Below are 26,906 nucleotides of genomic sequence, written 5' to 3' on the forward strand. Positions count from 1 at the left end.
TATTTGAACTTTTCAACGCGTTGAATTATTTTCGACAGCATTCACTTTTTGGGCGCTGCAAACAAAACCGATCCCGCCTGATATTCTGTTACAGGACTAAAGAATATTGTTTAACTTTGAAGTAAAACAGCCCCAACATGAGTTTTATCGGAAGGCCTAACCCGGAAACAGCCCCGGCATATGCAAAATATTATTTCGACCGAACCATCGGACAAGACGATCTGATGCTTGCTTTGGAACAGGATTTGAAACAGACAACCGCTTTTATCGAAGGACTTCCCGAAAACAAAGCCGACTTTCAGTATGCGGATGATAAATGGACATTGAAAGGTGTGATTCTCCACGTTATCGAAACCGAACGGGTGTTTCAATACCGTGCACTGCGCTTTTCCCGCAAAGACAAAACACCGGTTGAAGGCTTCGACGAAGGTTGGTATGCTCAGCACAATAATACCGAGCAGCGCACATTAAGTGATCTGAAGGACGAATTTTTCGATGTGCGGAAAGCAACCATCTCGTTGTTCAAAGGAATGACCCCAGCGATGCTCGACGAAGCAGGAATGGCAAACAACAGTCCGAATACCGCACGAAACCTGGGCTGGATGATCCTGGGACACGGAATCCACCACTGTAATATTATTAAGGAACGCTACCTGGTAGATGCAGATGAAATCTTCTGATTCGGTATCGTATTAAAATGCAGAGCGGCTCACTGAAAGTACTTCCTGTGTGAAATTCAGGCAGCCGGTCAGCTGATTTCACGTTCCTTTTCCCGGAATGTCAGGTCATCACTTCACAGGTTTAACACCTTGTAAATCAAAAACAACTGTATAATTCATAACTGTATAACGCAATTAATAAGTATATTTTAACAAAAAGTTTGTTTTTAGTAAATCTTTCAGCTACATTTAGTTGAAATCATACTTATTTTTTTAGTTATGAAAAAACCATTATTCACTTTCGCTATGTGTTTAGCGCTTGGGACCGTGTTCGGACAGAGCGCTGACAGAAAATTCGCCATCGGAATAAACGGAGGGCTCTCCGATTACCATGGTGAACTGAATCAGCAATGGTTCAATATGAACAAAGCCTACAGGGGGCAACTCGGCCTGTCGGGAAATTACTACCTGAATCCGTGGTTTAACCTGGGGCTCGATTTCACAGTTGGAAAACTCGGGTTTCACTTACCGAATAACATGGGATACCGTTCTGATATGGGACAGGGAAACCTGAATCTGAAGTTCAAATTCAATAATGGAAAGTGGCTGAAAGAAGAATCTGTTTTTCAGCCTTATATTTTTATTGGAACAGGGTTTGCGCACTACCTGAAAGACAAAGACAACCTCAATATTGCAGGAACAGACTGGACCGGGAATGCCGGGCTGGGTTTCAACATCATGGTAAATGAGAAATTCGGATTCAATTACAACCTGAATTACGCCTATACCAGCCGGGATTACCGGGATCATCATTCCAGCGGAAAATACAACGATCAGTTTATGATTCATACCATCGGTGTACTTTTTACTGTCGGGAAGACAAAAGATACGGATGGTGACGGAGTGGGAGATCGCCGGGATAAATGTCCGAATACTCCATTGGAAGTCAAAGTAGACTTGATGGGATGTCCATTGGACAAAGACAAAGACGGAATTCCGGATTACCAGGATAACTGTCCGGATGTAGCCGGTATTGCCTCCATGAAAGGATGCCCCGATACAGATGGAGACGGAATCACCGATGCAGAAGATGCTTGTCCGAAAGTAGCCGGTGTAGCCAGTGCAAAAGGATGTCCGGATGCAGATGGTGATGGTATTCCGGATGCAGATGATGCCTGCCCGGATGTCAAGGGTTTGGCTTCCATGAAAGGTTGTCCGGATGCAGACGGCGATGGAATTACCGATGCGGATGATGCCTGTCCGAAAGTAAAAGGACTGGCGAAATTCAACGGTTGTCCGGACACGGATAATGACGGCATTCCGGATAATGAAGACAAGTGTCCGAAAATCGCAGGTGTAGCAGCAAACAACGGTTGTCCGGAAATCAAGGCTGAAACCCTCAAAGTCTTTGAACGGGCACTGAAAGGCATCCAGTTTGAAACCGGAAAAGACGTTATTAAGAAAACATCCTACGGAATTCTCGACAACGTGGTTAAAATCATGAACGAGAACCCATCCTATAAACTGGATATCAACGGACACACAGACAGCCAGGGCGACGATGCCAAAAACATGGCGCTTTCTCAAAAACGTGCAGAAGCAGTGAAAGCATACCTGGAGAAAAAGGGCATTGCAGCAGACAGGCTCAGCGCTTATGGATTCGGTGAAACCAAGCCAAAAGCAAGTAACGATACCAAGGAAGGGCGTGCAGAAAACCGCCGTGTGGAGTTTGTCGTAAAATTCTCCGACTAAGTTTTAGTCCTCAGTATTTTATCAACGGGGAGGATCAAACGGTCTTCCCCGTTTGTTTTTATCAACCGCATTTGGCAAACTGTTCATTTCTTGGTTAATTAATTTTTCGTCACAAATTGGTAATATGAGCCTTATTACTGCTAAATTTGCACCCTAAACTGTTAGCTTCGCCCTATGGCAGGTTAATGGAAAATGAACAAGTATGGCAGATATTTTTGATAAAATTGAACGTAACCGTGGACCGATTGGTCAATACTCAAAAGGAGTACATGGTTATTTTACCTTCCCGAAGTTAGAAGGTGAATTAGGCAACAAAATGATTTTCCGTGGAAAAGAGTGTTTGGTTTGGTCCCTGAACAATTACCTGGGATTGGCAAATCACCCTGAAGTTCGTGAGGCAGACCGCAAAGCTGCTGAACAGTACGGTTTGGCTTACCCGATGGGGGCGCGTATGATGACCGGGCAAACGAGCGAACACGAAAAACTGGAAAACGAGTTGGCTGAATTCATGGGAATGGAGGATTGTATCCTTTTAAACTTCGGATATCAGGGAATGGTTTCTGCAATCGATTGTTTGGTAGACCGCAATGACATCATCGTTTACGATTCGGAAGCACATGCTTGTATTTTGGACGGAATGCGCCTGCACACAGGAAAGCGTTTCGTATTCCAGCACAACGATATGGAAAGCTTTGATAAGCAGATGAAAAATGCTACCCGTTTGTCTGAGCAGACAGGTGGTGGTATTCTGGTTATCACGGAAGGAGTTTTCGGAATGGCTGGTGACCAGGGGAAACTGAAAGAAATCGTTGAATTCCGTAAATCCGGAAAATACAACTTCCGCTTGTTCGTAGATGACGCTCACGGATTCGGAACATTGGGTAAAACCGGACAAGGAGCCGGAGAAGCTCAGGGAGTTCAAAACGAAATCGACGTATTGTTCGGAACATTCGCAAAATCCATGTCTTCCATCGGAGGATTTATCTGTGCGAAAGAATCCATCATCGAATTCTTCCGTTACAACATGCGTTCCCAAATGTTTGCAAAGGCACTGCCTATCACGATTACGATCGGAGCACGCAAGCGTTTGGAGTTATTACGTACACGTCCTGAATTGAAAGACAAACTGTGGGAAATCGCAGATGCACTTCAATCCGGATTCAAAAATGCCGGTTTCGATATCGGAGCAAGCAACTCGCCTGTAACTCCGGTTTTCATGAAAGGAAACCTGGCAGAAGCAACGAATTTGACATTCGACCTGCGCGAGAATTACAACATCTTCTGTTCAATCGTTATTTACCCGGTTGTTCCTAAAGACGTGATCATGTTGCGTATTATCCCAACTGCGGCTCATACATTGGAAGATGTAAACTACACGATTGAAACATTCAAGAAATTGAAAGAGAAGCTGGATTCAGGTGCTTACAAAGCGGATGAATTAGCTGCTGTTGAAGTAGACAGAAAAAAATAGTCGAAAGATTACGACACGAAAAGTAAGTCCCTGGTTCTGTTCATACAAGCCAGGGATTTCTTTTTCCGTTAACTTTCGTTTATAAAACTGAAAATTCGCTGTTACGAAAGGTCCGGGCTGATAAAGAATCAGTATATTCACGGCATAAAATAGTGGAATGTCGACACTACTAACTAATATTACAACGCCCCCATCCATCGGAACCGGTGATTATGAACTCGAAACAAAGTATGTCCTGGCATACCGCATGTCGCTGTTTCTTTCCCTGACCATCGGCGTACTGACCATCGTTCTTTTCAGTTATTTTGACATCACCGTAGCCCTGATTACCTCTGTGGCATTTTTTGCAGTTGTCGCAACTACTTTATACATCCGCAAATCAAAAAGCTACCTCGTTCCCACCATCGTTTTCAACATCATCGGAGCCTTGTGCTGCACAACAACGCTTTTTTTCATCCACAACCAGCCACATTTCGTAGACAGTTTCTGGATCACGATCAATATTTTGTTCGTATTCCTGGTTTTAGGGCCTCGCTGGGGATTGGTCTTTTCTATCTTCCATGCCATTTGTATGGCGTGTTACTACCTGTTCTTCTTTGCCAGCCACATGCAGCATTTAACGGCAATCAATAACGAACAGATTATGAGTACGGTCGTGAATTCATCCCTTTGTTTTGCCATTATCGGTTACCTGGGCTGGGAAAACATCCGAACCAACGAAGTGGCGAAGAAAAAACTGAGTGAAGCACAGGATGTACTCCGGGTTCAATACAACATTATTTCCAAGCAGAACGAGGAAAAAACCGTCATGCTGAAAGAAATCCATCACCGGGTCAAAAACAACCTGCAGATCATTACCAGCTTGCTGCGCCTGCAATCGCGGGAATTGGAAAACCCGGAAGCCATTGCCAAATTCAAGGATGCTACGCACCGCGTCATTGCCATGTCGATGATTCACGAGAAAATGTATCAGAGCGACCACCTCTCGACGCTTCACCTGCGCGAATATTTGCACGATCTGTCCTCCGATTTGGTTTCTTCCTATCAATCCGGTTACCCGGTCAGCCTGAAAATCGAGTGCGATATCGAATCCATTGGTTTGCGATCCATCGTGCCGATTGCATTGATCCTGAACGAATTGATTTCAAACTCATTGAAATACGCATTCGACGATTACGACAACTGCCTCATTTCCATTTCGTTCATGCACTTCCAGGGCAAAAAATGTAAACTGATCTACAAAGACAGCGGAACCTGGAAAGCTCCGTCCAGACAAGGCTCTTTCGGACTCGACCTCATCGAATCACTGACAGACCAGCTCGAAGGGACGATGGAACTCCACACCTACCCGGAAACCATCTTCGAAATCACGTTCAGCCCGCAGGAAGACCAGTGATTCATTCATGCTTCGACGACGGTCAGCATAAATCAAGGTTAAAATTGAGAATGTACGATTGAAAAGAACTTTCCCTTTTAACTTCTCCCTTCTCAAAAATTCGGCATTGTAATTCGTAATTCGTAATTCGTAATTGATCATTCGTTTCGTAACTTAGTAAAAAAAGAAATCATGGAAAAAGAACAGCTCGAAGCACTCGCTACACAGCTGAGTCATCCTTCGGGAGATAAAGGCTCGGAAGTAGCGCAGATGATGAATGAGACCAACATAGGAATGACCCGAAATGCCATTGCAAACCTGAAATTGTGTCCGGACGACCGCGTACTCGAACTGGGTCATGGAAATGCCGGGCACCTGGATTTTCTGCTAGCGCAATCCAACGGAATTCAGTACATCGGTCTGGAAATCTCCTCACTGATGCGCGATGAAGCAAAACAGATCAACCGCTATGCCGTAGAAACAGGGAAAGCACAGTTTGTATTGTATGACGGAAAAACACTTCCTTTCGAAGATCATTCGATCGATAAAATTTTTACGGTAAACACACTTTATTTCTGGGAGGACCCGAAATCGGTTTTCGCAGAATTGGCGCGTGTTTTAAAATCGGACGGAACATTGGCACTCACTTTCGCACACCGCAGTTTTATGGAAATGCTTCCGTTCACTGCATTTGGATTCACACTCTACAACCCGGACGAAGTACTGGAAATTGTTTCCGGAACACCGTTCCATCTGGAACACCAGGACGAACAAACCGAAACGGTGATTGCCAAAAGCGGAGAGTCCGTAGAACGTCATTACTCAACACTTGTTTTGAAAAAGCATTCATAACATGAGCAGAAAACACCATTACAAAGCATTGGTTACCTGGACGGGAAACAGAGGCGAAGGGACAACCGGATATACGTCATACGATCGGAATTACACCGTTCAAATCGACGGGAAACCCGATCTGAAGGGTTCTGCGGACACCGCCTTCAGAGGTGATGCTTCCAAATACAACCCGGAAGATCTCTTCTTGATTTCGCTTTCAAGCTGTCACATGCTTTGGTATCTGCATTTGTGTGCCGATGCTGGAATTGTCGTAAGCGATTACAAAGACAATCCTGCCGGCACGATGACAGAAGATCCGAACGGCGGGCATTTCACATCGGTGGTATTACATCCGGAAGTGATCATCACAGACGCTTCCCGGATCGACGAAGCAAACGAACTGCACCGGGAAGCCCACAAACAGTGTTTTATAGCGAATTCCTGCAATTTCCCGGTTACACACGAAGCAAACTGTTCTGCGGTGAAACCCTGAATAGTTGCTATTTTTGCATCCGGATATGAGCAAAAAGAAAGGGAATAAATCACTACGGAAAGCAAAATACGTTCTATACAAAGAAACCCTCGTTGATTTCAGGGAACACTTCTGGACTTTTGTCGGGTCGTTCTTCGGAATCGGTATAATTGCCTGGATTCAGTCCTTTTCACTGGACAAACTGGACAATATCTTCCTGATCGGGTCTTTCGGAGCCAGCAGCGTATTGATCTACGGAGCAATTCAAAGTCCGCTGGCACAACCGAGAAACCTGGTTTTCGGGCACGTTATTTCCGCTTTTATCGGCGTGTGCATCTTCAAACTGTTTCCCGAACAACTCTGGATTTCAGCCCCGCTGGCGGTAAGCCTGTCCATTGTTGTCATGCAGATCACCAAAACGCTGCATCCACCGGGTGGAGCCACCGCATTGATTGCCGTAACCGCAACCCCGAAAATCAAAGCCCTCGGATTTTTCTACGTGTTGTCTCCGGTGCTCACAGGTGTACTGATCCTGCTGATCGTTGCATTGATAGTAAACAACCTCACCAAAAACAGGAAATACCCAACCAACAGCCGTTTGACCAAATACATCCGGAAAAAGAAATAAGTCAAGGTATTGAACCTTGTCAGTTCGAGTCATTTTTCTCACTTATTCTCGATACTCCCAACATCAGCTACGCGTCTGTCGGGAACTCGAATGGACACGAGAAAAATGTATTGAGAACAAGGCAGAAGTAGTGAGATTCGTTTATATTTATCATTGTCAGACATAAGACCCGAGAGTCAAGATATTAGACAGATGTAAATCAAGTCTTGACTCTTATGTCTTTAAGTCCATTAGTCTTAAAACAATGAAAACATTCACCAACGTAGACGAATACATCCGGGAGTTTGATCCGGAAACGCAGGAGAAATTAACGGTCATGCGGGAACTCATCCTGAAAACGGCTCCTGAAGCAGTCGAATCGATCTCTTACGGCATGCCGGCATACAAGGTTCAGGGAAAACCGCTGGTTTACTTTGCGGGCTACAAATCCCACATCGGGTTTTACGCCACTCCAACCGGACACCAGGCTTTCGCACAGGAATTGTCGCAATACAAACAGGGAAAAGGCTCCGTGCAATTCCCGCTCAACGAAGCACTTCCCCTCCAGCTGATCGAAGACATTGTACGCTTCCGGCTGACTGAAAAAAAGAACAAATCGAATTAGTCACAAGGAATCGCTACCTTCGAAAAAACTTCTTTCATGAGATCACTGCTTGTCATTTTACTCGCTGCTTTGGCCTTTTCCTCTTACGGGCAATTTTCGCATGCCGATTCGCTGCGCGGAGGCTACGGAAATACGCGCGACTGGTGGGATTTGCAGCATTACGACCTGAGTGTTTCCTTCGACATCGAAAAGCAGGAAATCAAAGGAAAGAACGTGATGATCTATACGACCCCTGGCGTAACCGGAGTGTATGCGTTTCGGAAATTACAGATCGATTTACAGGAACCAATGGTCATTGACAGCGTTTTTCTCGGGAACTATAAAATTCCGGGGAACCGGATTACCCGCGACGGAAATGCATACATCATCTTATACGAAGATGCGGGTTACGATCCTGTGAACAATAATGAACTCACCGTTTATTTCCACGGGAAACCGCGCATTGCTAAAAATGCTCCCTGGGATGGCGGACTTATCTGGACTAAAGACAAAAATGGAAAACCGTGGGTAACCGTTGCCTGCCAGGGATTGGGAGCCAGCGTTTGGTTTCCATGCAAAGATTCGCAATACGACGAGCCGGATAAAGGCGTAACGATGCATTACACCTGTCCGGAAGACCTGGTTTGTGTGAGCAACGGATTGTTCCTTGGAAAAGAAGTCGGCAAAAACAACCTGGCTACATTTTCCTGGAATGTCAAAAATCCGATCAACAATTACTGCATGATTCCCTATATCGGAGATTATGTAAACATTCATGATCATTACGCGGGCGAAAAAGGAAACCTGGAGGTCGATTACTGGGTACTTCGCGGCAACGAGGAAAAAGCAAAAAAACACTTCATAGATGCTCCCAAAACGCTGGAAGCTCTGGAATACTGGTTCGGGCCGTACCCTTTTTATGAAGACGGTTACAAACTGGTCGAAGCACCTCATCTCGGGATGGAACACCAAAGCGCCGTTGCCTACGGAAACAATTACCTCAAAGGCTACATGGGGCGCGATCTGAGCGGAACCGGAGAAGGCTTGAAATGGGATTTCATTATTATTCACGAAAGCGGGCATGAATGGTATGGGAATAACATCACTTCGAAAGACATCGCAGACATGTGGATTCATGAAGGATTTACCTGCTACAGCGAAACACTTTTTACCGATTACTGGTTCGGAACAGAAGCCGGAAATGCCTATTGCCGTGGACTTCGCAAAAACATCCACAATGACAAACCGATCATCGGGCCATACGGCGTGCAACAGGAAGGAAGCGGCGATATGTACTACAAAGGAGCAAACATGCTCCACACGATTCGTACCATCTACGCCAACGATTCGCTTTTCCGCATGATGCTGCGAAAAATGAATGCCGTGTTTTACCATCAAACCGTTACCACACAACAAATCGAGCAGTTTATGTCGACTGAACTGGGAATGGATCTTTCGAAAATTTTCGATCAGTACCTGCGTTCTAAAAAACCGCCGACATTGCAGCTGATTTATAAAAAGAACAAGGTGAAATTCCGCTGGATCAACTGCGTGAAGGATTTCGACATGCCGATTATGAACGGAAAAGAACCACTTTCCTGCTCCGCAAAATGGAGTTCGTTTTCCACCGGACGTGGTCATTCGTTTGAACTGAATACCAATTTATACATCCTTTTGCAGAAGAAAGGCCCGAAAGATTAAATTGTATTTTTAATCAAAATGCACTAGTTTTATGGAAATCATCTTTTCATGAAATACTTAATCACGCTTCTCACACTGAGTTCTTCACTGGTTTCATTATCCCAGATTACGATCGGCGGAACCAACCCAAATGACTTTGTTCCTACCGCTTTGTCGAGTGCCAACGTGTCGATTTCGAATGTCAGTTTCTCCGGCTACAACGGGGCAATCTGTTATTTTTCCGCCAACGTTCAGAATATGCCCTTCACTTCAGGTTTATTACTCACCACCGGTGCGAATTTCATTTCCCAGGGACCGAATACCTCGCCCGAAAGCTACCAGGACAACGGATATCCCGGGTACAGCCCTTTGCAACCATTGACCGGAGCGACAACCTTTGATGCATCCGTCATCGAATTTGATGCCGTTCCAAGCGGAGACACGTTGAGAATCAGGTATATTTTTGCGTCGGAAGAATACCCGGAATACGTAGGTTCCAGCTTTTGTGATGCCTTTGCCATCTATATTTCCGGCCCGGGTATCAGCGGAGTTCAGAATATTGCACGTCTCTCAGACGGAACTCCAATCAGCGTCAACAACATCAATAACGGAAATCCGGGCGGAACAGGAAGCGGTATCGGACCTTCTCAACCTGTAAATCCGGCATATTTCGTCTATAACGGAAACGGAAATGAAGCACCTTACAATTCCAGTAACACCTACCCCGGATACGACGGGCTAACGGTTCCCCTGACGGCAAAATCAGCAGTTGTTCCCAATCAAACGTACCACATCGTCATCGCCATTGCAGATGCCGGCGACCGTATTTTCGACTCGGGAGCGTTTATTGAAGAAGGAGGAATTACAGCCAGTTTGGGCGAACAGGATCTCAGCAACTTCGTGAGTGTGTTTTACAACCCGGTAAACCAGCAGGCTTTACTGGAAGTAAAAAACTCCGGAAAAGAACTGCATTATTCCGTTGTCGATCTATCGGGTCAGGTTTTGAAAGAAGCAGATCTGGCAGAGACAACATCTGTCGATCTAAGTGCATATCCATCCGGAATGTACCTGATCCACATAGCGGGAGCTGGCGGAAAAATCACAAAAAAAGTCGTTCGCTGATCGCTTTTCCCGCTTTTCAAATTTTTGTTAATTATTCCGTTCATCTGTAAAATAAACACACCGCGGCATGAGATTTTTCCTACATTAGCAACAGACAGTTTCAAGTAAACCCCGGCTTGAGGATGACGAAATCATCAATCAAAAAAGAGTATGAAGTTGAACGAAATATCTTATGTCAGCGGGCAATCCTCATTCCCGTTATTGGGTGAAACAATCGGTCAGAATTTGGCCAAAACGGTTGCCCTGTTTCCACAATCGGAAGCCTTAATCTGTGTTGAGCAGGATTACAGGGTCACATACAGTCAATTCTATGCACAAACCACCCAGGTGGCAAAGGCGCTGCTTGCCCTTGGAGTTGAAAAAGGAGACCGCGTAGGAATCTGGAGTCCCAACCGCTCCGAGTGGATCTTGATTCAGTACGCAACAGCACGAATCGGCGCTATTTTGGTCAATATTAATCCCGCATACCGGTCACACGAACTGAGTTTTGTTTTAAACCAGGCCGAAATCAGTTACCTGTTCTCTGCCCTGACGTTCAAAACCAGTAACTACGAAGCAATGGTAGCTGAAGTAAAAGCAGATTGCCCGACTCTGAAAGAAACCGTTTTCTTTGACAAAGACTGGAATACCTTTTTGAAAAAATCAAAAGCAACAAGTGATTCCGTATTAGGAACCATTGAAAACAATCTACAGTTCGATGATCCCATCAATATTCAATATACTTCCGGAACAACCGGCTTCCCCAAAGGGGTAACGCTGTCTCACCACAACCTGTTAAACAATGCGTATTTCATTGGTAAACGCTTGAATTATTCTGAAAAAGACCGTGTCTGCATTCCGGTTCCTTTTTATCACTGCTTCGGGATGGTGATCGGGAATTTGTGCTGTACCTCACACGGAGCATGCATGGTGATTCCTTCGGAAAGCTTTGATCCGGTGAAAACACTGCAGGCAGTGGAAAGTGAATCGTGTACTTCACTCTATGGCGTTCCCACCATGTTTATCGCCGAATTGACTCATCCGGAATTCCATCGTTTCAATCTGAAATCGCTGCGCACGGGCGTGATGGCGGGTTCTCCCTGCCCCATTGAAATTATGAAGCAGGTGCAATCCAACATGCACATGACCGAAGTCTCCATCTGTTACGGCATGACAGAAACTTCTCCCGTATCGGTTCAAACCATTATCGGAACTCCGATTGAGAAACAAGTCAGCACCGTTGGAACAGTTCATGATCACCTGGAGTTAAAAGTCATTGATCCGGAAACGGGGAATATCGTGCAACGCGGTGTCAGCGGGGAACTATGTGTACGGGGATATTCGGTCATGCTCAAATACTGGAATAACCCGGAAGCAACAAATACGGTTCTGGATCAGCAACGCTGGATGCACACCGGCGATTTGGCAACCATGGATAACGAAGGATACATCAACATTACCGGCCGGATCAAAGACCTGATTATTCGTGGCGGAGAGAATATTTCACCAAAAGAAATTGAAGATTTTATCTATACCCATCCAGCCGTGGCAGATGTCCAAATCATTGGCGTTCCGAGCGAAAAATTCGGAGAAGAAGTCATGGCCTGGGTTCGTTTGAAAGACGGTGCGAAAATCAACCAGCAGGAACTGGTCGAATTTTGCAGGAACAACATTGCGCACTACAAGGTTCCAAAATATTGGAAATTCGTGGATGAGTTCCCGATGACCATTACCGGAAAAGTCCGGAAAGTCGAAATGAGAGAAACGGCCATCAAAGAACTCGATTTGTCGTCTGTTTCCAGGATCAAAACCTCGTGAGCGACCTTGTTTCTTCTTTTCGATGGACGGAAAGCGGTTCCATTTTGTTAATTAATTCTATCGGCCGACAGCAAAATGCCTGCCTGAATTTGGTACTTTTGTAAAAAATTCAACAGATGTTAACGCTCGATCCGAAGGAACTTCCGATTCCGAAATTGCATGGATATTTGCTGGGAGCAATTGGCCCAAGACCGATCGCTTTTGCTTCAACGATTGATGAAAACGGGGGAAACAACTTGTCTCCGTTCAGCTTTTTCAATGTTTTCTCGGCTGCTCCGCCCGTCCTGATCTTTTCCCCGGCGCGAAACGGAAGAACCAATACCACCAAGGACACGTATAACAACATCAAGAAAATCCCGGAAGTAGTTATCAACATTGTGAACTACGACATTCTGCACCAGATGAGCCTGAGCAGTTCTCCGTTCGCTCCGGATGTAGACGAATTCGTGAAATCGGGCCTCACTCCGGTTGCTTCTGACACCGTGAAACCGATGCGCGTACTCGAAGCTCCTGTTCAGTTCGAATGCAAAGTACTCGAAGTGAAAGAACTGGGAGATCAGGGAGGAGCCGGAAACCTGGTGATCTGTGAAGTAACAAAAATCCACATCCACGAAGAAATCCTTGCTGAAGACGGCACGATTGATCAGAAAAAGATCAACCTGGTGGCTCGCATGGGCGGTAACTGGTATTGTCATGCCAACGAAGCTTCCATGTTTGAAATCACCAAACCGATCACTACAATCGGGATTGGTTTCGACCAGCTTCCTGAAGACATTCGCCAAAGCACCATTCTAAGCGGAAACGACCTGGCACAACTTGCCGGCATTACGGAACTCCCGAATGAAACGGATGTGAACGAGTATAAACTATTGGAATTAAGTGATTTATTCTTAACTTTAGAAGATGAGCCTGCAAAGCTGGAACTGGCTCTGCACGAGCGTGCAAAAGAATTGATTCAGCAACAAGATATTGAAGGAGCATGGATGACCCTGCTTTCTTTTAACGATTGAAAATTTTGTAAATAACCCGTAGAAATATGTTTAAAATATCCGGAATCTTAAAGGTGAAAAATGATACCGTTCAAGTATCTGAGAAATTCTCAAAAAGAGAATTTGTTTTAACTGATAACTCAAGTATGTATCCACAGGATATCCTGTTCCAATTGACACAGGACAAATGCAGCCTGGTGGATGGATTCGGTTTACAGGACCAGATCGAAGTATCTTTTAACTTAAGAGGTCGTGAGTGGACAAGTCCGCAGGGAGAAGTGAGATACTTCAACACACTGGAGGCATGGAGAATCGAACGCGTAGGAGCTGCACCTTCTATGGGCGGAGGAATTCCGGCTGGAGGACCAAGTGCCATGAACCTCGATCCGATCGCTACACCAAGTGCTTCTACGGCTCCGAGTGACGACGACGATTTACCGTTTTAATTTCAAAATCCTCTGGTCAACCACCAGGGGATTTTTTTTAATACCTTCGCCACATGAACGAATCATCCAAAACACATTTCGAAAAGGAATACACCAAACTACTCGTTATTTACCTCGGACTGCTCTTCGGGCTCATCAGTTTCTCATTGGTATTGATCCTGCTTTTGGTTGATCCGGATTCCGTCAGGGACCCCGAAATGAACGAATTGTTCCAGTTAATCGTTCCCATTGTTTTGGTTACAGCCATTTCCGCCGGAATTTTTCTTTCCAAAAAAGCCATTGCGCAATCTATTCATGCATCAAGCGATGCCGCAAAACTCCGGTCTTATACCGGTTTCAAGATTCTGCAACTCGGCTTGCTCGACGCAGCCATTCTCTTTTCCAATGTGGTTTACCTGCTCACGAGCAACACCTACTTCATTTACCTTTCTATGGCAGCATTGCTCTATTACCTTTCCTTGTTCCCCATCAAACAGAAAATCAGTCGTTTATTAAACCTGGAAGCAAGCAGTGATTTTCCTGCCAAATTGTAGTTCTCTTACTCAATTTGTGGATTTATCCCACACGTTTTTTGTTTTTGGCTTGTTTTCTCAGTTCTCCATTTTCGACAACCACCAATAATTATTTGATTAATAATCAATTAATTAACCCTTAAAATCCTTACTTTTCACTTCTCACTTTCCTCACTGGCATCATATTTCTATTGCTCTCTGCATAAATCTTAAAAATTAAAGACCATGAAAAAGTTTATGATCGCAGCAGTAGCAGTTACAACAACTCTTTTTGCAAACGCACAAGCAGATACAAAAACGCAGGAAACAACTCAAACAGCAGTAGCTGTAAGCAATCCTGATAAAGTACAAATCAAAGTGGAAGAGCTTCCGGCTGCAGTTCAGACTGCATTGAAAGCGGATGCTTTCCAGGGATGGGCTCCGAAAACTGCATACATCGTGAAAGCTGAAAAGCCTTACTACGAAGTAGAACTGACAAACGCTCAGGCTGAAGCAACAGTCGTGAAATTTAACGAGGATGGAACTGTTATCAAATAGTCCGAATTCCTTAATTTATCTTAAGAAAGGTCTCGCTTTTGGCAGACCTTTCTTATTTTTATTAGGAATATCAAAACGTGTCCATTGAATAAGATCTTGCTAATTGAAGACGATCCGACTTTTTCAAAAATCGTGACTACATTTCTCCAGAAAAAGGGATATGAGTTAACAACGGCATCCAGCTTACAGGCAGGCGAGAAATTATTGCAAAACAGCGCCTTCGATCTCCTGCTCCTGGATTACCGTCTTCCCGATGGAATCGGGCTGGAGCTAATCGCCAAAATGGGCAGCAGTTTTCCGGCACTTCCTACCGTCATCATTACGAGTTTTGACGATGTGCGAACTGCAGTCAAATCTATTCAATCCGGTGCTTTTGAATACATCATCAAGCCGATTAACCCGGATGAATTGCTCCTGGTGGTTCAGGCAGCACTTCAAAAAACATCCGAAACGGAAGAAGGTACGCCAGCAAAAGCCGGCAAATCTTCCAAAAAGAACGAATCCAACAGCAGTAACTCGTTCATCAAGGGCGAAAGTGCCGTTTCTCAGAAATTATACGAACACATTGACCTGGTTGCTCCTACCGATTTATCCGTGATGATTATCGGGGAAAGCGGTACGGGAAAAGAACACGTGGCGCGATCCATCCACAACCAGAGTAAGCGTTCCGGCGGACCTTTTGTGGCAGTCGATTGCGGTGTTTTGTCGAAAGAACTGGCTGCAAGCGAATTGTTCGGACACAGTAAGGGCGCTTTTACAGGTGCATTGCAAGACAAAGTCGGGGTGATGGAAAAAGCCAATGGCGGTACACTTTTCCTCGACGAGATCGGGAACCTGAGCTATGACGTTCAGATCAAACTGCTCCGAACCTTACAGGAACGTACCATTGAACCCGTCGGAAGCGGGAAAAGCATTCCGATTGATATCCGGCTGATTACTGCAACCAATGAAAACCTGGCACAGGAAATGGATGCAGGAAATTTCCGCGAAGATATTTACCACCGGATCAACGAATTCAAAATTCAAATGCCTGCTTTGCGCGAACGCGGGGCGGATCTTGAATTGTTTATCCGTTATTTCATTGAACGTTCCAACGAGGAACTCGACCGCAACGTACAAAGCGTTCCGGATGACGTGATTCAGGTTTTCAGACAATACGACTGGCCCGGAAACCTGCGTGAACTGGGAAATGTAATCAAACGATTGGTGTTGCTTAGCAAAGGCTCTAAAATTGAAATGGATTCCCTGCCGGAAGAATTGATTATGCGCGCTCAGAAATCAAATCCGAACGACCTGAAACAAATCCAGGAAACAAACGAACGGGAAATGATTCAAAATGCGCTGATTCAAACGCGGTACAACAAATCCAAGGCAGCGAAGCTGCTCAACATTGACCGGAAGACACTTTACAGTAAAATGGAAAAGTACCAACTGGATTGATTTTCTTTGTTTTTCTCATGTCAATTCGAGTTCCCGACAGAAGCGTAGCTATTCGTCGGGAGTATCGAGAATAAGTGAGAAAAATGATGTTACTGTCACTTCGACTGCGAGGCGTATCGAGAAGTGACGAAACGGTATTAACCAATCGAATCGATTGCTTGTTCCAACGCAGGAAGGATATTCCGGATTTCCTGCAAATCAACGTTCGAATCTCCTGATTTGAGTTTCTGTTCCAGTTCTCTCAGTTTCTGAGCAAGCTCCTTTGCTCCCATCTGGCCGAATCTTCCTGCCAGGCGGTGAACCAACAGAAGCAATTGCGGGTGATTTTTTCCGTTGAGGGCTTCTTCAATAAGTTTCAAATCTGCTTCCGAATCGGTTCTGAACTGTTCTTTGATCTCCTGGAAATCGGCTTCATCCGGAATCATTACCCGCAATGACGCAAAATCAAACAACGGTTTCTTCACCGCAATTTCCAGGATCGGTTCATAGAATTCATGGCTCTTAAATGGTTTCAATACAATTTCATCGAAACCGCTTTTCAGGAACAATTCTTTTTCGTCGGGTAATACCTGGGCCGTAAGCGCTACAATTTTCACATCGCGGTAGCCGCGTCTGCGCAATTCCCGGCACAGATCAATGCCACTGATTTCCGGCATCCGTACATCGGCAAAGATCAATTTGACGCGCTCATCCCACGGAGCTTTCAGCAAGTCTTTCGGATTATTGAAACAGCGGTATTCGAGGTTTTTCCGGCTCAGCAAATGTTCGCAGAGCTTCAGGATCACCGGATCGTCATCCACAGTCCAGATGACACCGTCGACCTCAATATCTCCGTCAAATGCGGCATCTACTGCTCCCTGCTCCTGTTTGGCTTTTTCGAAACAAAAACGAATTACAAATTCGCTTCCTTCGCCCAATTCGCTTTTCACCTGGATTTTCCCGTTCAATGCGTCTACCAATTCTTTCACAATACTCAGTCCCAAACCGGTTCCGGATTGCACAGGTGCATTTTTTGCCTGTTCAAATTGCTGGAAAACAACCTTCAAATCTGCGGTACTCATCCCGATTCCGGTATCTGACACCACGAAATCTACATCCAGTTTATTGGCGTGTTCTTTCACATTCACCGAAAAGGAAACCACTCCTTCCTGCGTGAATTTCACCGCATTATTCAATACATTGATCAGGATTTGTTTCAGGCGGAACGGATCCGAAACGATCACAGCATTCCCTTCTGGCAGTTCGGAACGGAATTTCCATTGAATGCCTTTATGACGACACTGAAACGCTAACAGGTCGACCACTTCCCGGATTACCTCATCCAAATCGAAAGCTTTCTTCTCAATCGCAAAATTCGACGATGTAATCCGCGAGTAATCCAGGATTTCATTCACCACCTGCAGCAAGTGCTCCGAAGCATTGGCAATCACTTCGACTTTTGCCGGATCATACACTTTCTCATCCTGCATCAATTCAGAATACCCGACGATTGTTTGGAGCGGCGAACGGATTTCATGACTCATATTTGACAAAAAGCGCTGTTTGGCCTGGCTGTGAAATTCGGCTTCAGCACGTGATGCTTCCAACTGTTTCCGGTAGCGGTTGAATTTTGAAATATCCCCGATGATGAACACGATCAGGACAAAAGCCACCAGAACAAAAATCAGGGTCAGTCCTTTGGTAAAAGAAATCGTTTCGCGGGCAATCTGGATGGAAATCCCCGAATTGACTTCCGCATTAATCCGCTCTTCCTGTTTGACTTCGTCGACCAATTCCAGCAAGCGATTGAACAGAATTTCATTGCTTTTGATGAGGATCAGCTCTTGTTTTTGCAAGAACCGACGGCCGGTATTCCGTTCAGATTCCACCTGGTCCAGGGAAAGCCTGATATTCTCCAAAATACTGTCTTTTTTTTGCGAAACAGCCAATGTATCTACCAATACCTTCGTTTTTTCTTCCACGACTACGTATGGCTTCAATTCCTGTCCTGCCGGCTTCTTTTTACGAAACAGGCGTTTTTTCTCCGGTTTTTCTTCGTCTTTCGGGACAGGGTTGTAGTAAGTGGTTGTCTTGGTCTGTCTTTCAGTTGTCACCACATTGGTATCAATCTTCAGGTTTTCCTCGTCGATCTTGTCGGCCAATTCCTCAAACTGGCGGTCTACCCGACCGTTATACAAATAATTATACCGGATTTTCAGGTATTTCTCAAAGAGTTTATTCCGCTGATCGAAAATGGAATCCATTTGCACCAACCGGTCTACCTGCTCGGGATCCGTATCAAACGAATCCTTCAGTTGGTTCAGTTTTGTTGAAATCTCTCCAATACGTGAATTGAAATTATCCGATGTGCGGGAGCGGTTTTGCAGGGCTTCTACACGGTAAAAATCATTCAGCCGGGTGAATTCCAATTGCAGTTCGCTCAGTGCTTCCAGGCGTTGGTTTGGTCGCGCAAGGTCTTCCACGACGTTATTGATCCGGTCAAACGCACTACGGTTTACAATCCAGGTGAGAAGAGAAACGCACAACACCAAAGCAAAGGCTAAAATCAGCTTTCCACGGGCCGTTTGAGTAAATCGCTTAGAAGACTCCAAATTTGACTATTCTTTAAGTATTCTCCTAAAAACGAGGCAATCCATTTTCAACCGGACCAGAACATACCTGGCTGTTCAAAAGGTTAAAAGGATTCAATGAGTTTAAAATCAATTTTGAACTTTTGAACTTTTGAACTTTTGAACTTTTGAACTAAGCATATTGCGCTTGTCGAAGTATGAACTTTTTTCAAACAAACTCTGTTCACAGCTATGAAAACTTTAAATCACCTACTTTTCAGGAGCAAACGTTTTTTTTAAAATTACACAGAAATACCCCAGCAATTTATTAAAAAGAGCTAAAACTCACCTTCCTTTCCACTCCGGCTGGGAAACCATCGTGTAAGCCAGAAGCGCAAATAAATACACCGGGTAGAACAGCTCGAACAAAGCGAGTCCCAGCAAGTCAAAGCGTTGCGGCTGCTTTTTGTCCATTTTGACCAGCATGAAATCCATTCCGAATTTGAAGGCAACCAGTAAAAATGTCAGCCAGTAGACCCCGGCAAAAAACGTAATGATCTGGAGCAGGAAGTAATACAGGTGCAGTCCGACAGCCCAGATACCCAGGAAATTATTCAGCTGGTCTGCCACATGGCTGGTTTTTCCCAACCAGCGCACACGCTGTTCCATCACTTCGGAAAGTGTTCCGGGAGTTTCGGTTTCCACCTTCAAGGCTTCGTTTTCCACGATTTCAATTCGTTTTCCGGAAGCGCGAAACGCACGAAGCGTATAGATATCGTCTCCGCTCAAAATATGGTCGTGGTCTTCAATATCGTCTGCCTGGTCAAAACTCGAAACGTGAATCAGCAAATTTGCTCCGCTGCAGTTCACGGGGCGTGCCCATCCTGCAATTCCTTTGTTCAGCAAGTTGGTGAAAAGGTATTCGATGGTAAAAAACGACTGCCACCACTTACTTCCGGTCATTTCAACCGGGAGAATAAGCAATTCCGCTTCCGGCAGCAGCAGCATCGATTTCATGTACTCTTTCCCGAACTCCACGTCGGCATCCATTGTGAGGCAGTATTCTGTCCGCACATGATCCATTCCGAAACGGATTGCGCGTTTTTTTCCGCGTTGTTCTTCCGGCAGGTGAATGAGGCGGATCGGAAAGTCATCCATTTCTTTAAACAAGTCGATGTATGCATCGGAGGAATGGTCGTTGACAAAAATCCATTGCGCCGGCTGATAACGCTGGGCATAAATGCATTCCATAAACGCTTTCAGGTTGTGTGCTTCATTTCGAAAAGGAATCACGACCGTAATTTCATCGATCGCCATCATTTTTTTTGACGCTCGACTGATTCTCAAACGATTCACTCCAAACAGCAACGTGAGGATCGAAAGCACATAAATCAGCAGCCAGGAACCAATCAACCACATAGTTTATTTTTTTCGTTTGGGCAGCCAGATGAAACTACTCATAAAAGCAGGCAGCGCAATGTTTATCAGGTAAATAATAATGCTTGAAACGATGACATCCGGAGCTGAAACAGCTGTTCCCGTGAAAACGAACAAAGCTGCCGTTTCACGGATCAGTACTTTTCCAGACCACAAAGACGGCACAAAAGACGTAAACAGGTAAATCAACCAGATGTGGATCAGCAAAAACAGGAAGTCTTCGTAACCAAAAGCCACAAACAACAATACATACTGAAGGCTGAAAACCACAAAACGAATCGACGATAAGGCCAGGAAAGGCCATTTCAGGCTTTGGTATCTCCCGCGGATGCTTTGCAGTCTGCGGATAAAGGTCACTGAGCTTCGTTTTTTCGGAAGCAGGTAATCACCGTAGAAATAACCTGCCAGGATGATCAATGCCCCGGAAGAAGCCGCAATCCACAGGGAATTGGAATTTCCATACGTAAACAATACCGCAAACAACCCGAAAAGTAAGGTTGGAATCAATTGACTCAGGTTTGCCAGTGCCGTGGTGAAAATGATATAGATGGTTTCCCGTTTGCGGAAGAAGATCAAACGCCCCAGGAAATTTCCCCAACCGTTTGGCGACATGAACCCCGAAGCAACTCCGGCCCAGAATGCATTTTTGACCAGCTTGAGTTCCACGTTCAGCGGTTTGGTAATCTGTTTCCATTTGAGGAATTCCATCCAGAGGTTGGGAACAAGCAAAAGAAAAGCCAGAACCAGCGCCCACCAGTGTTTGATTTCAAGTCCGGTTGCATGTTCCCAATCCACGCGGGCCAACTGGACATACAAACTCCCAAGAACGGCCACAAACACCAATAATTTGATGAATGTCATGATTCCAGCCCGTTTTTTAGTAGTTTTAAGCTCCTCTTTCATTTGCATGGCCGAAGATAAAATAATTTTAGGGATTGACCCCGGAACAACGGTGTTAGGATATGGTTTAATTCATATTAAGGGCACGAAAATTGAGATGCTCAACTTTGGAATTATACAATTAAGCAAGTTGGACAATCAACCGGATAAGCTGAAACGCATTTTTGACCGGATCGACGGACTCATGGAAGAATACATGCCCGACGAAATGGCCATCGAAGCCCCGTTTTTCGGCAAGAACGTACAATCCATGCTCAAACTCGGACGTGCACAAGGCGTTGCTATTGCCGCTTCACTCCGACGCAATATTCCCTACGAAGAATACACTCCAAAACGCATCAAACAAGCCATTACCGGAAACGGAAACGCTTCCAAAGAACAGGTTGCGGCGATGCTGCAAACCTTACTGCGTTTCGAGGAAATGCCGAAATACCTGGATGCAACCGACGGATTGGCTGCAGCTGTCTGCCACCATTTTTCCAAAGGAATCGGTGAAAACAACAAAACAAAAGGAAGCAGCTGGTCCAGTTTCCTGAATCAAAACCCGGAAAGAAAAATCAGATGAAACAATTCGTCCTTGCGCTTGCCCTTCTTTTTACTGCTTCCCTGACAACAAAAGCACAGGAAGTTGAAATTTTTGAATGGTATGAAGGTTCCTGCCTGTTTACCGCCACGATCGATAGTTCGAAAGCAAACTACCAGCAGGTTCAGAATGCGCATTACACCCTGGTTCAGGCTTCGGAACTGAGTCAGCCTTTCCTGGCTTATCAACCGAAAGACACCGCGTATCTGAGCGTGAAAAACATCCGGTTCGAATGCGGGAATTTCCTGAAAGAACTCGATCAAATGGAATATCCGAAAGGAGAATACTGGTCGAAAATCAAAAAGGCACGCGACGAAAATCTGAAGGAGCAGTGTCTGTTGAGGGAAAAGGCCGTGATCGCATTAACCAACCCGAAAGCATTGAAAGGCACACCATACAGCAAGGACTGTTCCCGTTACATCACTGCACTCGAAAAGGGTGGAAAAACACTCCTGGAGCTTTGGAAAGAAATCCACGAGAAGGAAGTTGCCGAAGCTTTGGATCCGAATCCGATTATTCAATCTTTTGAAAAGAACTGGAACAGCCCGGACAAGGAACTATGGGCTCGAATCGAAGTACTCCGTTACGGCTGGTGGAACTGCATCGTTCAGAATCAAAAGCAGTGGTTCAACGAATCGATTTACCGCACTGAGTTCCGAAAACTCATGACTACGATCAATTCAAGCTGTCGTTAACCGCGGGATTTTTCTGTAATTCAATGGATTCCTTCTGCAGGCGCTCCATGACTTTATCCAGCATTTTGATATAATCCTGCTGCATGCTGTTGTAATAACGAAAGGAATCTTCGTATTGCTTTTGCGTAACACCTTGTGATTTCAGATAATCCCGCCCGGAAGCAGTCATGACTTTGTAATAACGGTTCACCGAAGAATACGTATTCTGAATATGCCCTTCCAGGATGAGCATATTGGTCATCAGGTCAATCATTTTTTCTTCCGGGATCAACTGATCCGGCTTTTCAGGAGCCTTCAACTCACCATTACAGGACTGAATCCCCCATACCAGTGCAAACGCTATGAAGGCCAGGATTCTCATCGAACGAATGTTAAACGCTCTCCGCTTTGAATTCCGGTCAGTTTTCCGTTTTCGTACACGATCTCCCCGTTCACGAAGGTTTTCTCCACAGATGCAGAAAATGTAGTTCCTTCAAACGGAGACCAGCCACATTGGTACAACAACGAATCTTTCGTCACGGTTGTTTTCTTTTTCAGATCTACCAATACTAAATCCGCAAAGTAACCTTCACGAAGATACCCACGGTCTTTGATCTGGAAACAGGTTGCAACTGCGTGAGCCATTTTCTCAGCAACACGCACCAGTGGAATTCTTCCGTTTGCAGAAGCATCCAGCATAGCCAGTAATGCATGCTGCACCAATGGTCCACCCGACGGAGCGTGTAAGTATTTTTGTTGTTTTTCTTCGATGGTATGAGGTGCATGATCCGTTGCAACCACATCAATACGGTTGTCCAGGAGCGCTTTCCATATCTGGTCACGGTCGTTTGCCGTTTTCACCGCCGGGTTCCACTTGATCCAGGCACCCTTTTCATTGTAATCTTCATCCGAAAACCACAAGTGGTGAACGCACGCTTCTGCTGTGATTCGTTTTTGCTCCAGCGGAATATCGTTTCGGAACAGATCCGTTTCGATGCCGGTTGAAATATGCAGAATGTGTAAACGCGTATTGTTCTTTTTTGCAAGTTCAACTGCTTTGGATGAAGACAGGTAGCACGCTTCTTCGCTTCGGATCAGCGGGTGTGCCGACATCGGGATTTCTTCTCCGTATTTTTCCTTGAAAATTTCCAGGTTGCGGCGGATGGTTGCTTCGTCTTCACAATGCGTTGCGATGAGCATCGGAACGTTTGCGAACAAATGTTCGAGCGTGTTGGTATTATCGACCAACATGTTCCCGGTAGAAGATCCCATGAAGATTTTCACTCCGCAGACGTTCTGAATGTCGGTACGCATCACCTCATCGTAATTGTCGTTCGAAGCTCCCATGAAAAAGGAATAGTTTGCAGGAGAAACTTCGGATGCGCGCTGATACTTCGCTTCGAGCAGCTCTTGCGTGAGCGTATTCGGAACGGTATTCGGCATTTCCATAAACGAAGTGATTCCCCCGGCAACTGCGGCTCTCGACTCGGATTGAATGGTTGCTTTGTGCGTTAATCCTGGTTCTCTGAAATGAACCTGGTCGTCAATGCATCCGGGAAGCAGGTGCAGTCCTTCACAATTGATTTCCGTTACAGCACCTTCAGCGGCAATAACCGGAGCGATTTTCAAAATGCGTTTCCCTTCGATCAACACGTCGGCAGCAAACTCTTTTCCTTCGTTTACAAGTGTTGCGCCTTTTAATAAAATCTTAGCCATCAGACCTTCAAATTTCTCATTTTCCAAACTCCAAAGAAAGCTTCTTTGAAAATACTCGACGACATTTTGGATTCTCCGAATTGTCTGTCAATAAAGGTGATCGGAACTTCGATGATTTTAAACCCTTTTCGCTTTGCAGCGTATTTCATTTCGATCTGGAACGCATATCCTTTGAAGTGAATATTATCCAAATCGATTGCCCGCAACACTTTGCTGGAGTAGCACATGAATCCGGCTGTGGTATCAGCAATCCCGATAAACAGGATCATCCGGACATACACAGAAGCAAAATAAGACATCAGGATGCGTCCCAGAGGCCAGTTTTGCACCTTCCCTCCTTTCGTGTAGCGCGAACCGATACTCAGATCTGCTCCGCGTTCGGTGCATGCTGCCAGCAGTCGCGGCAAATCCAGCGGATTGTGCGAAAAGTCGCAATCCATCTCGAATATGTAATCGTAATGGTGATTGAGAGACCACTTAAAACCGTGAATATAGGCTGTTCCAAGTCCCATTTTACCTTGTCTTTCTTCAAGAAAAATGCGGTTGGGGAACTGTCCCATCAAATCGCGAATGATTGATGCAGTACCATCGGGAGAATTGTCATCGACAAAAAGAATGTCTATCGAAACCGGCAAGTTCATCACTGCCTGAGCCATACGCTCAACATTCTCCTTTTCGTTATAAGTCGGTATAATTACAACAGATCGCGTCACGTGGGTTTTATTTCAGGTGATAAAAATAGTCAAATTCCGCTTCTTCAAACGAATTTATCTTGTTTCTGGTATAATTTAGCTAATTCCTAATTCCTAATTCCTAATTCCTAATTCCTAATTCCTAATTCCTAATTCCTAATTCCTAATTCCTAATTCCTAATTAAAAAATAAATTCATTCGTAATTCGTAATTAACGAGTCTAGTCAACCATCTTTGCACTTCACACCATATTCGGTACATTTCAGGGTATTCGGCAAACAGGCATTGAATATTCATTATCTTTGATCAAAGCGGTACGTTTTTAAGGAACCAATCCGGAGAAATCGATTCGCATAAACACAATTTAAAGCCAATCATATGAAAACAAAGCAGCTATTCATCCCCGTTTCAGCACTTGTATTCCTGATCCTGACCGCATGCGGAGGAGGTACCAAAAAAGATTATTCCAAAGAAGTTGACGAAGGTACTTTCAGCGGAAATACGTTTACCAGCCAGGCTTTGGGGTGGACGATGGAATTTCCGGACAACTGGATTATCACTTCCAAATCGAGTTTGGAATCACTGGATCAACGCAGCAAAGAAATTTCAGGCGATTCTTCTTCCAATTCATCCGGAATCAAGCGGACGCTGGCTTTTCAAAAGAATTTTGACAATAACTTCCAATCGACGTGGGAAGATTTCTCAGGAGACGAAGCACAATACAAACGCATTATTTCCGGCATCCACACCACGATCTACAACAATTATTTGGATCAGAGAACCACATTGGATTCGATCAACGGAACATTGAAAGTGAGTGGTGTCACATTCGACACCTACCAGATTGCGCTTTATGACCGCGACAATAAAAACTTTGCGAATCAGCTCTTGCTGACTTCGATCGTGAAAAATAAGTTCATGACTGTTACTATCGCTTATAACAACGATGCTGACAAACAAAAAATACTGGGCTTGTTTAAGAAATCGACTTTTAAATAGAATTAGCTGTTTGCTCGCGCTTGTCTGTTCGAGTAATTTTTCTCACTTATTCTCGATACTCCTGACTACCGTCAGGAACTCGAATTGACATGAGAAAAATGTATCGAGAACAAAAGCGGACATTCGAACGGACAAACCTTATCTTAGAACCTTTCTCAACGGAAAGGTTCTTTTGTTTTCAGGGGTTTTATACATTTGTTTTATTGATCAAATCATCAACCGAAAATATACTGATACTGCATATGAAATCAAACCTATTGTTGTTATCCCTGCTCTGCCTGGCATCCTGTAGCAATTCTCCTAAACAGGATTCACACTCCGGAAAAACAGCAGAAACTCGTCCGGATGAAACGGCTGGAAAACAATTTGATCTGAAAAAACTAACCGTGATTGAAGACTTAAAGGAGGTACCGAAATCCGATTATTTATCATTGAGTGCCAAGCCGTGTGATTCACTGCTTTTTTTGAGTGCTAAAGCTTGCCCATATAGGAAATATAAATGCTATGACACGAAAAATAATCACATCAAGCAACTGGCATTGCAAGCAGGGAAACTCACATTCAAACCTGATTCGAAGCAGGGATTTTACTATCATGGATTTCTTCCTGAAAGCCAAACTTATGTCTTAACGGAAAACAGTATCGGCGACGGTGGACTTTACTTCGGCGATTTAATTCTGATCAATAAAGCCGACACGGTAGCACACCGAATTATTTCAGGATACTCAGATGGCCCACCGACTGGCCCCGCAGAATCACCAGACGGAAAGCTCCTGGCATACTATGAAAACGCGGGATATCATCACCAAACTTCTTATTTAACAGTCTTAAAAGTCGATCAAAAAGAAAAGGGACAAGCACATTTTCTTTACCTGGGAGATTTAGAGTCCGAAGCATTCGAAATCACTGAGATTCGCTGGTCAGATAACCGTACGCTGGTGATTCGGGCAAACCATCACGAAAATGGTATCGCGTATTACCAGGTTTCTATTTAAGCAACTGATTCAGATCTTAAAATTGAAGCCGATCTTACGTTCTCCCTCCTGGAGGATGGATTAA

The 26,906-nt window shown here is 44.8% G+C and carries 26 protein-coding genes; 20 read left to right on the plus strand and 6 right to left on the minus strand.

All coding sequences use genetic code 11. The features are described from left to right. Positions 1-137 precede the first annotated feature (137 nt). The 16 genes from ABDV94_RS05680 (at position 138) to ABDV94_RS05755 (ending at position 16,297) form a co-directional block, all read left to right on the plus strand. Complete coding sequence (locus ABDV94_RS05680) at positions 138-680, plus strand: DinB family protein (protein WP_343605531.1); 543 nt, start codon at positions 138-140, stop codon at positions 678-680. Between the two features lie 258 nt (positions 681-938). Then, positions 939-2,411, plus strand: a complete 1,473-nt coding sequence (locus ABDV94_RS05685) for an OmpA family protein (RefSeq protein ID WP_343605533.1) — start codon at positions 939-941, stop codon at positions 2,409-2,411. A gap of 202 nt (positions 2,412-2,613) precedes the next feature. Continuing rightward, positions 2,614-3,882: an aminotransferase class I/II-fold pyridoxal phosphate-dependent enzyme gene (locus ABDV94_RS05690; protein ID WP_343605535.1), complete on the plus strand. Its 1,269-nt coding sequence runs from the start codon at positions 2,614-2,616 to the stop codon at positions 3,880-3,882. A 157-nt stretch (positions 3,883-4,039) separates the two neighbouring features. Continuing rightward, positions 4,040-5,278: a sensor histidine kinase gene (locus tag ABDV94_RS05695; RefSeq protein WP_343605537.1), complete on the plus strand. Its 1,239-nt coding sequence runs from the start codon at positions 4,040-4,042 to the stop codon at positions 5,276-5,278. Positions 5,279-5,449: 171 nt separating this feature from the next. Next, positions 5,450-6,109, plus strand: coding sequence for a class I SAM-dependent methyltransferase (locus tag ABDV94_RS05700; RefSeq protein WP_343605539.1), 660 nt, complete (start codon positions 5,450-5,452; stop codon positions 6,107-6,109). Between the two features lies 1 nt (position 6,110). Continuing rightward, on the plus strand, positions 6,111-6,584 hold the full coding sequence (locus ABDV94_RS05705) for an OsmC family protein (RefSeq protein ID WP_343605542.1): 474 nt from the start codon (positions 6,111-6,113) through the stop codon (positions 6,582-6,584). A 25-nt stretch (positions 6,585-6,609) separates the two neighbouring features. Then, the gene (locus ABDV94_RS05710) at positions 6,610-7,191 is read left to right on the plus strand and encodes an HPP family protein (protein ID WP_343605544.1); all 582 of its coding nucleotides are present in this window, start codon (positions 6,610-6,612) and stop codon (positions 7,189-7,191) included. Between the two features lie 244 nt (positions 7,192-7,435). Then, a complete protein-coding gene (locus ABDV94_RS05715) occupies positions 7,436-7,795 on the plus strand; it encodes a DUF1801 domain-containing protein (RefSeq protein ID WP_343605546.1) in 360 nt (119 codons plus the stop codon). Positions 7,796-7,831: 36 nt separating this feature from the next. Next, on the plus strand, positions 7,832-9,475 hold the full coding sequence (locus ABDV94_RS05720; RefSeq protein ID WP_343605549.1) for a M1 family metallopeptidase: 1,644 nt from the start codon (positions 7,832-7,834) through the stop codon (positions 9,473-9,475). 48 nt (positions 9,476-9,523) lie between these two features. Continuing rightward, positions 9,524-10,576, plus strand: a complete 1,053-nt coding sequence (locus ABDV94_RS05725; RefSeq protein ID WP_343605551.1) for a choice-of-anchor L domain-containing protein — start codon at positions 9,524-9,526, stop codon at positions 10,574-10,576. A gap of 150 nt (positions 10,577-10,726) precedes the next feature. Continuing rightward, positions 10,727-12,373 (plus strand): AMP-binding protein, encoded by a 1,647-nt coding sequence (locus ABDV94_RS05730; protein ID WP_343605553.1) that lies wholly within the window; start codon positions 10,727-10,729, stop codon positions 12,371-12,373. Positions 12,374-12,489: 116 nt separating this feature from the next. Further along, positions 12,490-13,383 (plus strand): flavin reductase family protein, encoded by an 894-nt coding sequence (locus ABDV94_RS05735; RefSeq protein ID WP_343605554.1) that lies wholly within the window; start codon positions 12,490-12,492, stop codon positions 13,381-13,383. A gap of 26 nt (positions 13,384-13,409) precedes the next feature. Next, positions 13,410-13,808, plus strand: a complete 399-nt coding sequence (locus ABDV94_RS05740; RefSeq protein ID WP_343605555.1) for a DUF3127 domain-containing protein — start codon at positions 13,410-13,412, stop codon at positions 13,806-13,808. A gap of 53 nt (positions 13,809-13,861) precedes the next feature. Beyond that, positions 13,862-14,341, plus strand: a complete 480-nt coding sequence (locus ABDV94_RS05745; protein ID WP_343605557.1) for a hypothetical protein — start codon at positions 13,862-13,864, stop codon at positions 14,339-14,341. 204 nt (positions 14,342-14,545) lie between these two features. Beyond that, entirely contained in the window at positions 14,546-14,857 is a 312-nt protein-coding gene (locus ABDV94_RS05750) for a hypothetical protein (protein ID WP_343605558.1), read from the plus strand. Between the two features lie 84 nt (positions 14,858-14,941). Next, positions 14,942-16,297, plus strand: a complete 1,356-nt coding sequence (locus ABDV94_RS05755) for a sigma-54 dependent transcriptional regulator (protein ID WP_343605560.1) — start codon at positions 14,942-14,944, stop codon at positions 16,295-16,297. Positions 16,298-16,434: 137 nt separating this feature from the next. On the opposite strand, the gene ABDV94_RS05760 is transcribed toward ABDV94_RS05755, so the two are convergent. The 3 genes from ABDV94_RS05760 to ABDV94_RS05770 all read right to left on the minus strand — a co-directional run bounded on the left by ABDV94_RS05760 (position 16,435) and on the right by ABDV94_RS05770 (position 21,144). Beyond that, positions 16,435-18,888 carry an ATP-binding protein gene (locus ABDV94_RS05760; protein ID WP_343605562.1) on the minus strand — a complete coding sequence of 818 codons (2,454 nt, stop codon included), beginning with the start codon at positions 18,886-18,888 and terminating at the stop codon, positions 16,435-16,437. A gap of 303 nt (positions 18,889-19,191) precedes the next feature. Further along, the gene (locus ABDV94_RS05765) at positions 19,192-20,265 is read right to left on the minus strand and encodes a glycosyltransferase (protein ID WP_343605564.1); all 1,074 of its coding nucleotides are present in this window, start codon (positions 20,263-20,265) and stop codon (positions 19,192-19,194) included. 3 nt (positions 20,266-20,268) lie between these two features. Then, positions 20,269-21,144: a hypothetical protein gene (locus tag ABDV94_RS05770; RefSeq protein WP_343605566.1), complete on the minus strand. Its 876-nt coding sequence runs from the start codon at positions 21,142-21,144 to the stop codon at positions 20,269-20,271. A gap of 46 nt (positions 21,145-21,190) precedes the next feature. Between ABDV94_RS05770 and ruvC the strand changes: the two genes are divergently transcribed. Next, complete coding sequence (gene ruvC, locus ABDV94_RS05775; RefSeq protein WP_343605568.1) at positions 21,191-21,748, plus strand: crossover junction endodeoxyribonuclease RuvC; 558 nt, start codon at positions 21,191-21,193, stop codon at positions 21,746-21,748. Then, positions 21,745-22,461 carry a hypothetical protein gene (locus ABDV94_RS05780; protein ID WP_343605569.1) on the plus strand — a complete coding sequence of 239 codons (717 nt, stop codon included), beginning with the start codon at positions 21,745-21,747 and terminating at the stop codon, positions 22,459-22,461. Before ruvC ends, ABDV94_RS05780 begins: the two co-directional genes overlap by 4 nt. Here ABDV94_RS05780 and ABDV94_RS05785 read toward each other — a convergent pair. From ABDV94_RS05785 to ABDV94_RS05795, 3 genes are read right to left on the minus strand one after another with little or no spacing between them, the layout of a single operon-like run. Continuing rightward, positions 22,442-22,822 carry a DUF4296 domain-containing protein gene (locus tag ABDV94_RS05785; RefSeq protein ID WP_343605570.1) on the minus strand — a complete coding sequence of 127 codons (381 nt, stop codon included), beginning with the start codon at positions 22,820-22,822 and terminating at the stop codon, positions 22,442-22,444. The two genes, ABDV94_RS05780 and ABDV94_RS05785, sit on opposite strands and share 20 nt — an antisense overlap. Then, positions 22,819-24,156, minus strand: a complete 1,338-nt coding sequence (locus ABDV94_RS05790; protein ID WP_343605572.1) for a dihydroorotase — start codon at positions 24,154-24,156, stop codon at positions 22,819-22,821. Before ABDV94_RS05790 ends, ABDV94_RS05785 begins: the two co-directional genes overlap by 4 nt. Next, entirely contained in the window at positions 24,156-24,869 is a 714-nt protein-coding gene (locus ABDV94_RS05795; RefSeq protein WP_343605574.1) for a polyprenol monophosphomannose synthase, read from the minus strand. Before ABDV94_RS05795 ends, ABDV94_RS05790 begins: the two co-directional genes overlap by 1 nt. 357 nt (positions 24,870-25,226) lie before the next feature. Between ABDV94_RS05795 and ABDV94_RS05800 the strand changes: the two genes are divergently transcribed. Together ABDV94_RS05800 and ABDV94_RS05805 are read left to right on the plus strand one after the other, a co-directional pair. Further along, positions 25,227-25,847: a hypothetical protein gene (locus ABDV94_RS05800; protein WP_343605576.1), complete on the plus strand. Its 621-nt coding sequence runs from the start codon at positions 25,227-25,229 to the stop codon at positions 25,845-25,847. Positions 25,848-25,936: 89 nt separating this feature from the next. Further along, on the plus strand, positions 25,937-26,842 hold the full coding sequence (locus ABDV94_RS05805; protein WP_343605577.1) for a hypothetical protein: 906 nt from the start codon (positions 25,937-25,939) through the stop codon (positions 26,840-26,842). Positions 26,843-26,906: the final 64 nt, after the last annotated feature.

This window comes from Fluviicola sp. (assembly GCF_039596355.1).
Taxonomy (GTDB): domain Bacteria; phylum Bacteroidota; class Bacteroidia; order Flavobacteriales_D; family Crocinitomicaceae; genus Fluviicola.

What these genes read in the sequence shown, in the direction of transcription:
- ABDV94_RS05695 (WP_343605537.1), top strand. Translation starts at nt 4,040, where the DNA reads ATGTCGACACTACTAACTAATATTACAACGCCCCCATCCATCGGAACC.
- ruvC (WP_343605568.1), top strand. Translation starts at nt 21,191, where the DNA reads ATGGCCGAAGATAAAATAATTTTAGGGATTGACCCCGGAACAACGGTG.
- ABDV94_RS05750 (WP_343605558.1), top strand. Translation starts at nt 14,546, where the DNA reads ATGAAAAAGTTTATGATCGCAGCAGTAGCAGTTACAACAACTCTTTTT.
- ABDV94_RS05720 (WP_343605549.1), top strand. Translation starts at nt 7,832, where the DNA reads ATGAGATCACTGCTTGTCATTTTACTCGCTGCTTTGGCCTTTTCCTCT.
- ABDV94_RS05715 (WP_343605546.1), top strand. Translation starts at nt 7,436, where the DNA reads ATGAAAACATTCACCAACGTAGACGAATACATCCGGGAGTTTGATCCG.
- ABDV94_RS05690 (WP_343605535.1), top strand. Translation starts at nt 2,614, where the DNA reads ATGGCAGATATTTTTGATAAAATTGAACGTAACCGTGGACCGATTGGT.
- ABDV94_RS05790 (WP_343605572.1), bottom strand. Translation starts at nt 24,156, where the DNA reads ATGGCTAAGATTTTATTAAAAGGCGCAACACTTGTAAACGAAGGAAAA.
- ABDV94_RS05765 (WP_343605564.1), bottom strand. Translation starts at nt 20,265, where the DNA reads ATGTGGTTGATTGGTTCCTGGCTGCTGATTTATGTGCTTTCGATCCTC.
- ABDV94_RS05725 (WP_343605551.1), top strand. Translation starts at nt 9,524, where the DNA reads ATGAAATACTTAATCACGCTTCTCACACTGAGTTCTTCACTGGTTTCA.
- ABDV94_RS05745 (WP_343605557.1), top strand. Translation starts at nt 13,862, where the DNA reads ATGAACGAATCATCCAAAACACATTTCGAAAAGGAATACACCAAACTA.
- ABDV94_RS05805 (WP_343605577.1), top strand. Translation starts at nt 25,937, where the DNA reads ATGAGAAAAATGTATCGAGAACAAAAGCGGACATTCGAACGGACAAAC.
- ABDV94_RS05730 (WP_343605553.1), top strand. Translation starts at nt 10,727, where the DNA reads ATGAAGTTGAACGAAATATCTTATGTCAGCGGGCAATCCTCATTCCCG.
- ABDV94_RS05685 (WP_343605533.1), top strand. Translation starts at nt 939, where the DNA reads ATGAAAAAACCATTATTCACTTTCGCTATGTGTTTAGCGCTTGGGACC.
- ABDV94_RS05770 (WP_343605566.1), bottom strand. Translation starts at nt 21,144, where the DNA reads ATGACATTCATCAAATTATTGGTGTTTGTGGCCGTTCTTGGGAGTTTG.
- ABDV94_RS05710 (WP_343605544.1), top strand. Translation starts at nt 6,610, where the DNA reads ATGAGCAAAAAGAAAGGGAATAAATCACTACGGAAAGCAAAATACGTT.
- ABDV94_RS05705 (WP_343605542.1), top strand. Translation starts at nt 6,111, where the DNA reads ATGAGCAGAAAACACCATTACAAAGCATTGGTTACCTGGACGGGAAAC.
- ABDV94_RS05680 (WP_343605531.1), top strand. Translation starts at nt 138, where the DNA reads ATGAGTTTTATCGGAAGGCCTAACCCGGAAACAGCCCCGGCATATGCA.
- ABDV94_RS05700 (WP_343605539.1), top strand. Translation starts at nt 5,450, where the DNA reads ATGGAAAAAGAACAGCTCGAAGCACTCGCTACACAGCTGAGTCATCCT.
- ABDV94_RS05780 (WP_343605569.1), top strand. Translation starts at nt 21,745, where the DNA reads ATGAAACAATTCGTCCTTGCGCTTGCCCTTCTTTTTACTGCTTCCCTG.
- ABDV94_RS05800 (WP_343605576.1), top strand. Translation starts at nt 25,227, where the DNA reads ATGAAAACAAAGCAGCTATTCATCCCCGTTTCAGCACTTGTATTCCTG.
- ABDV94_RS05785 (WP_343605570.1), bottom strand. Translation starts at nt 22,822, where the DNA reads ATGAGAATCCTGGCCTTCATAGCGTTTGCACTGGTATGGGGGATTCAG.
- ABDV94_RS05740 (WP_343605555.1), top strand. Translation starts at nt 13,410, where the DNA reads ATGTTTAAAATATCCGGAATCTTAAAGGTGAAAAATGATACCGTTCAA.
- ABDV94_RS05735 (WP_343605554.1), top strand. Translation starts at nt 12,490, where the DNA reads ATGTTAACGCTCGATCCGAAGGAACTTCCGATTCCGAAATTGCATGGA.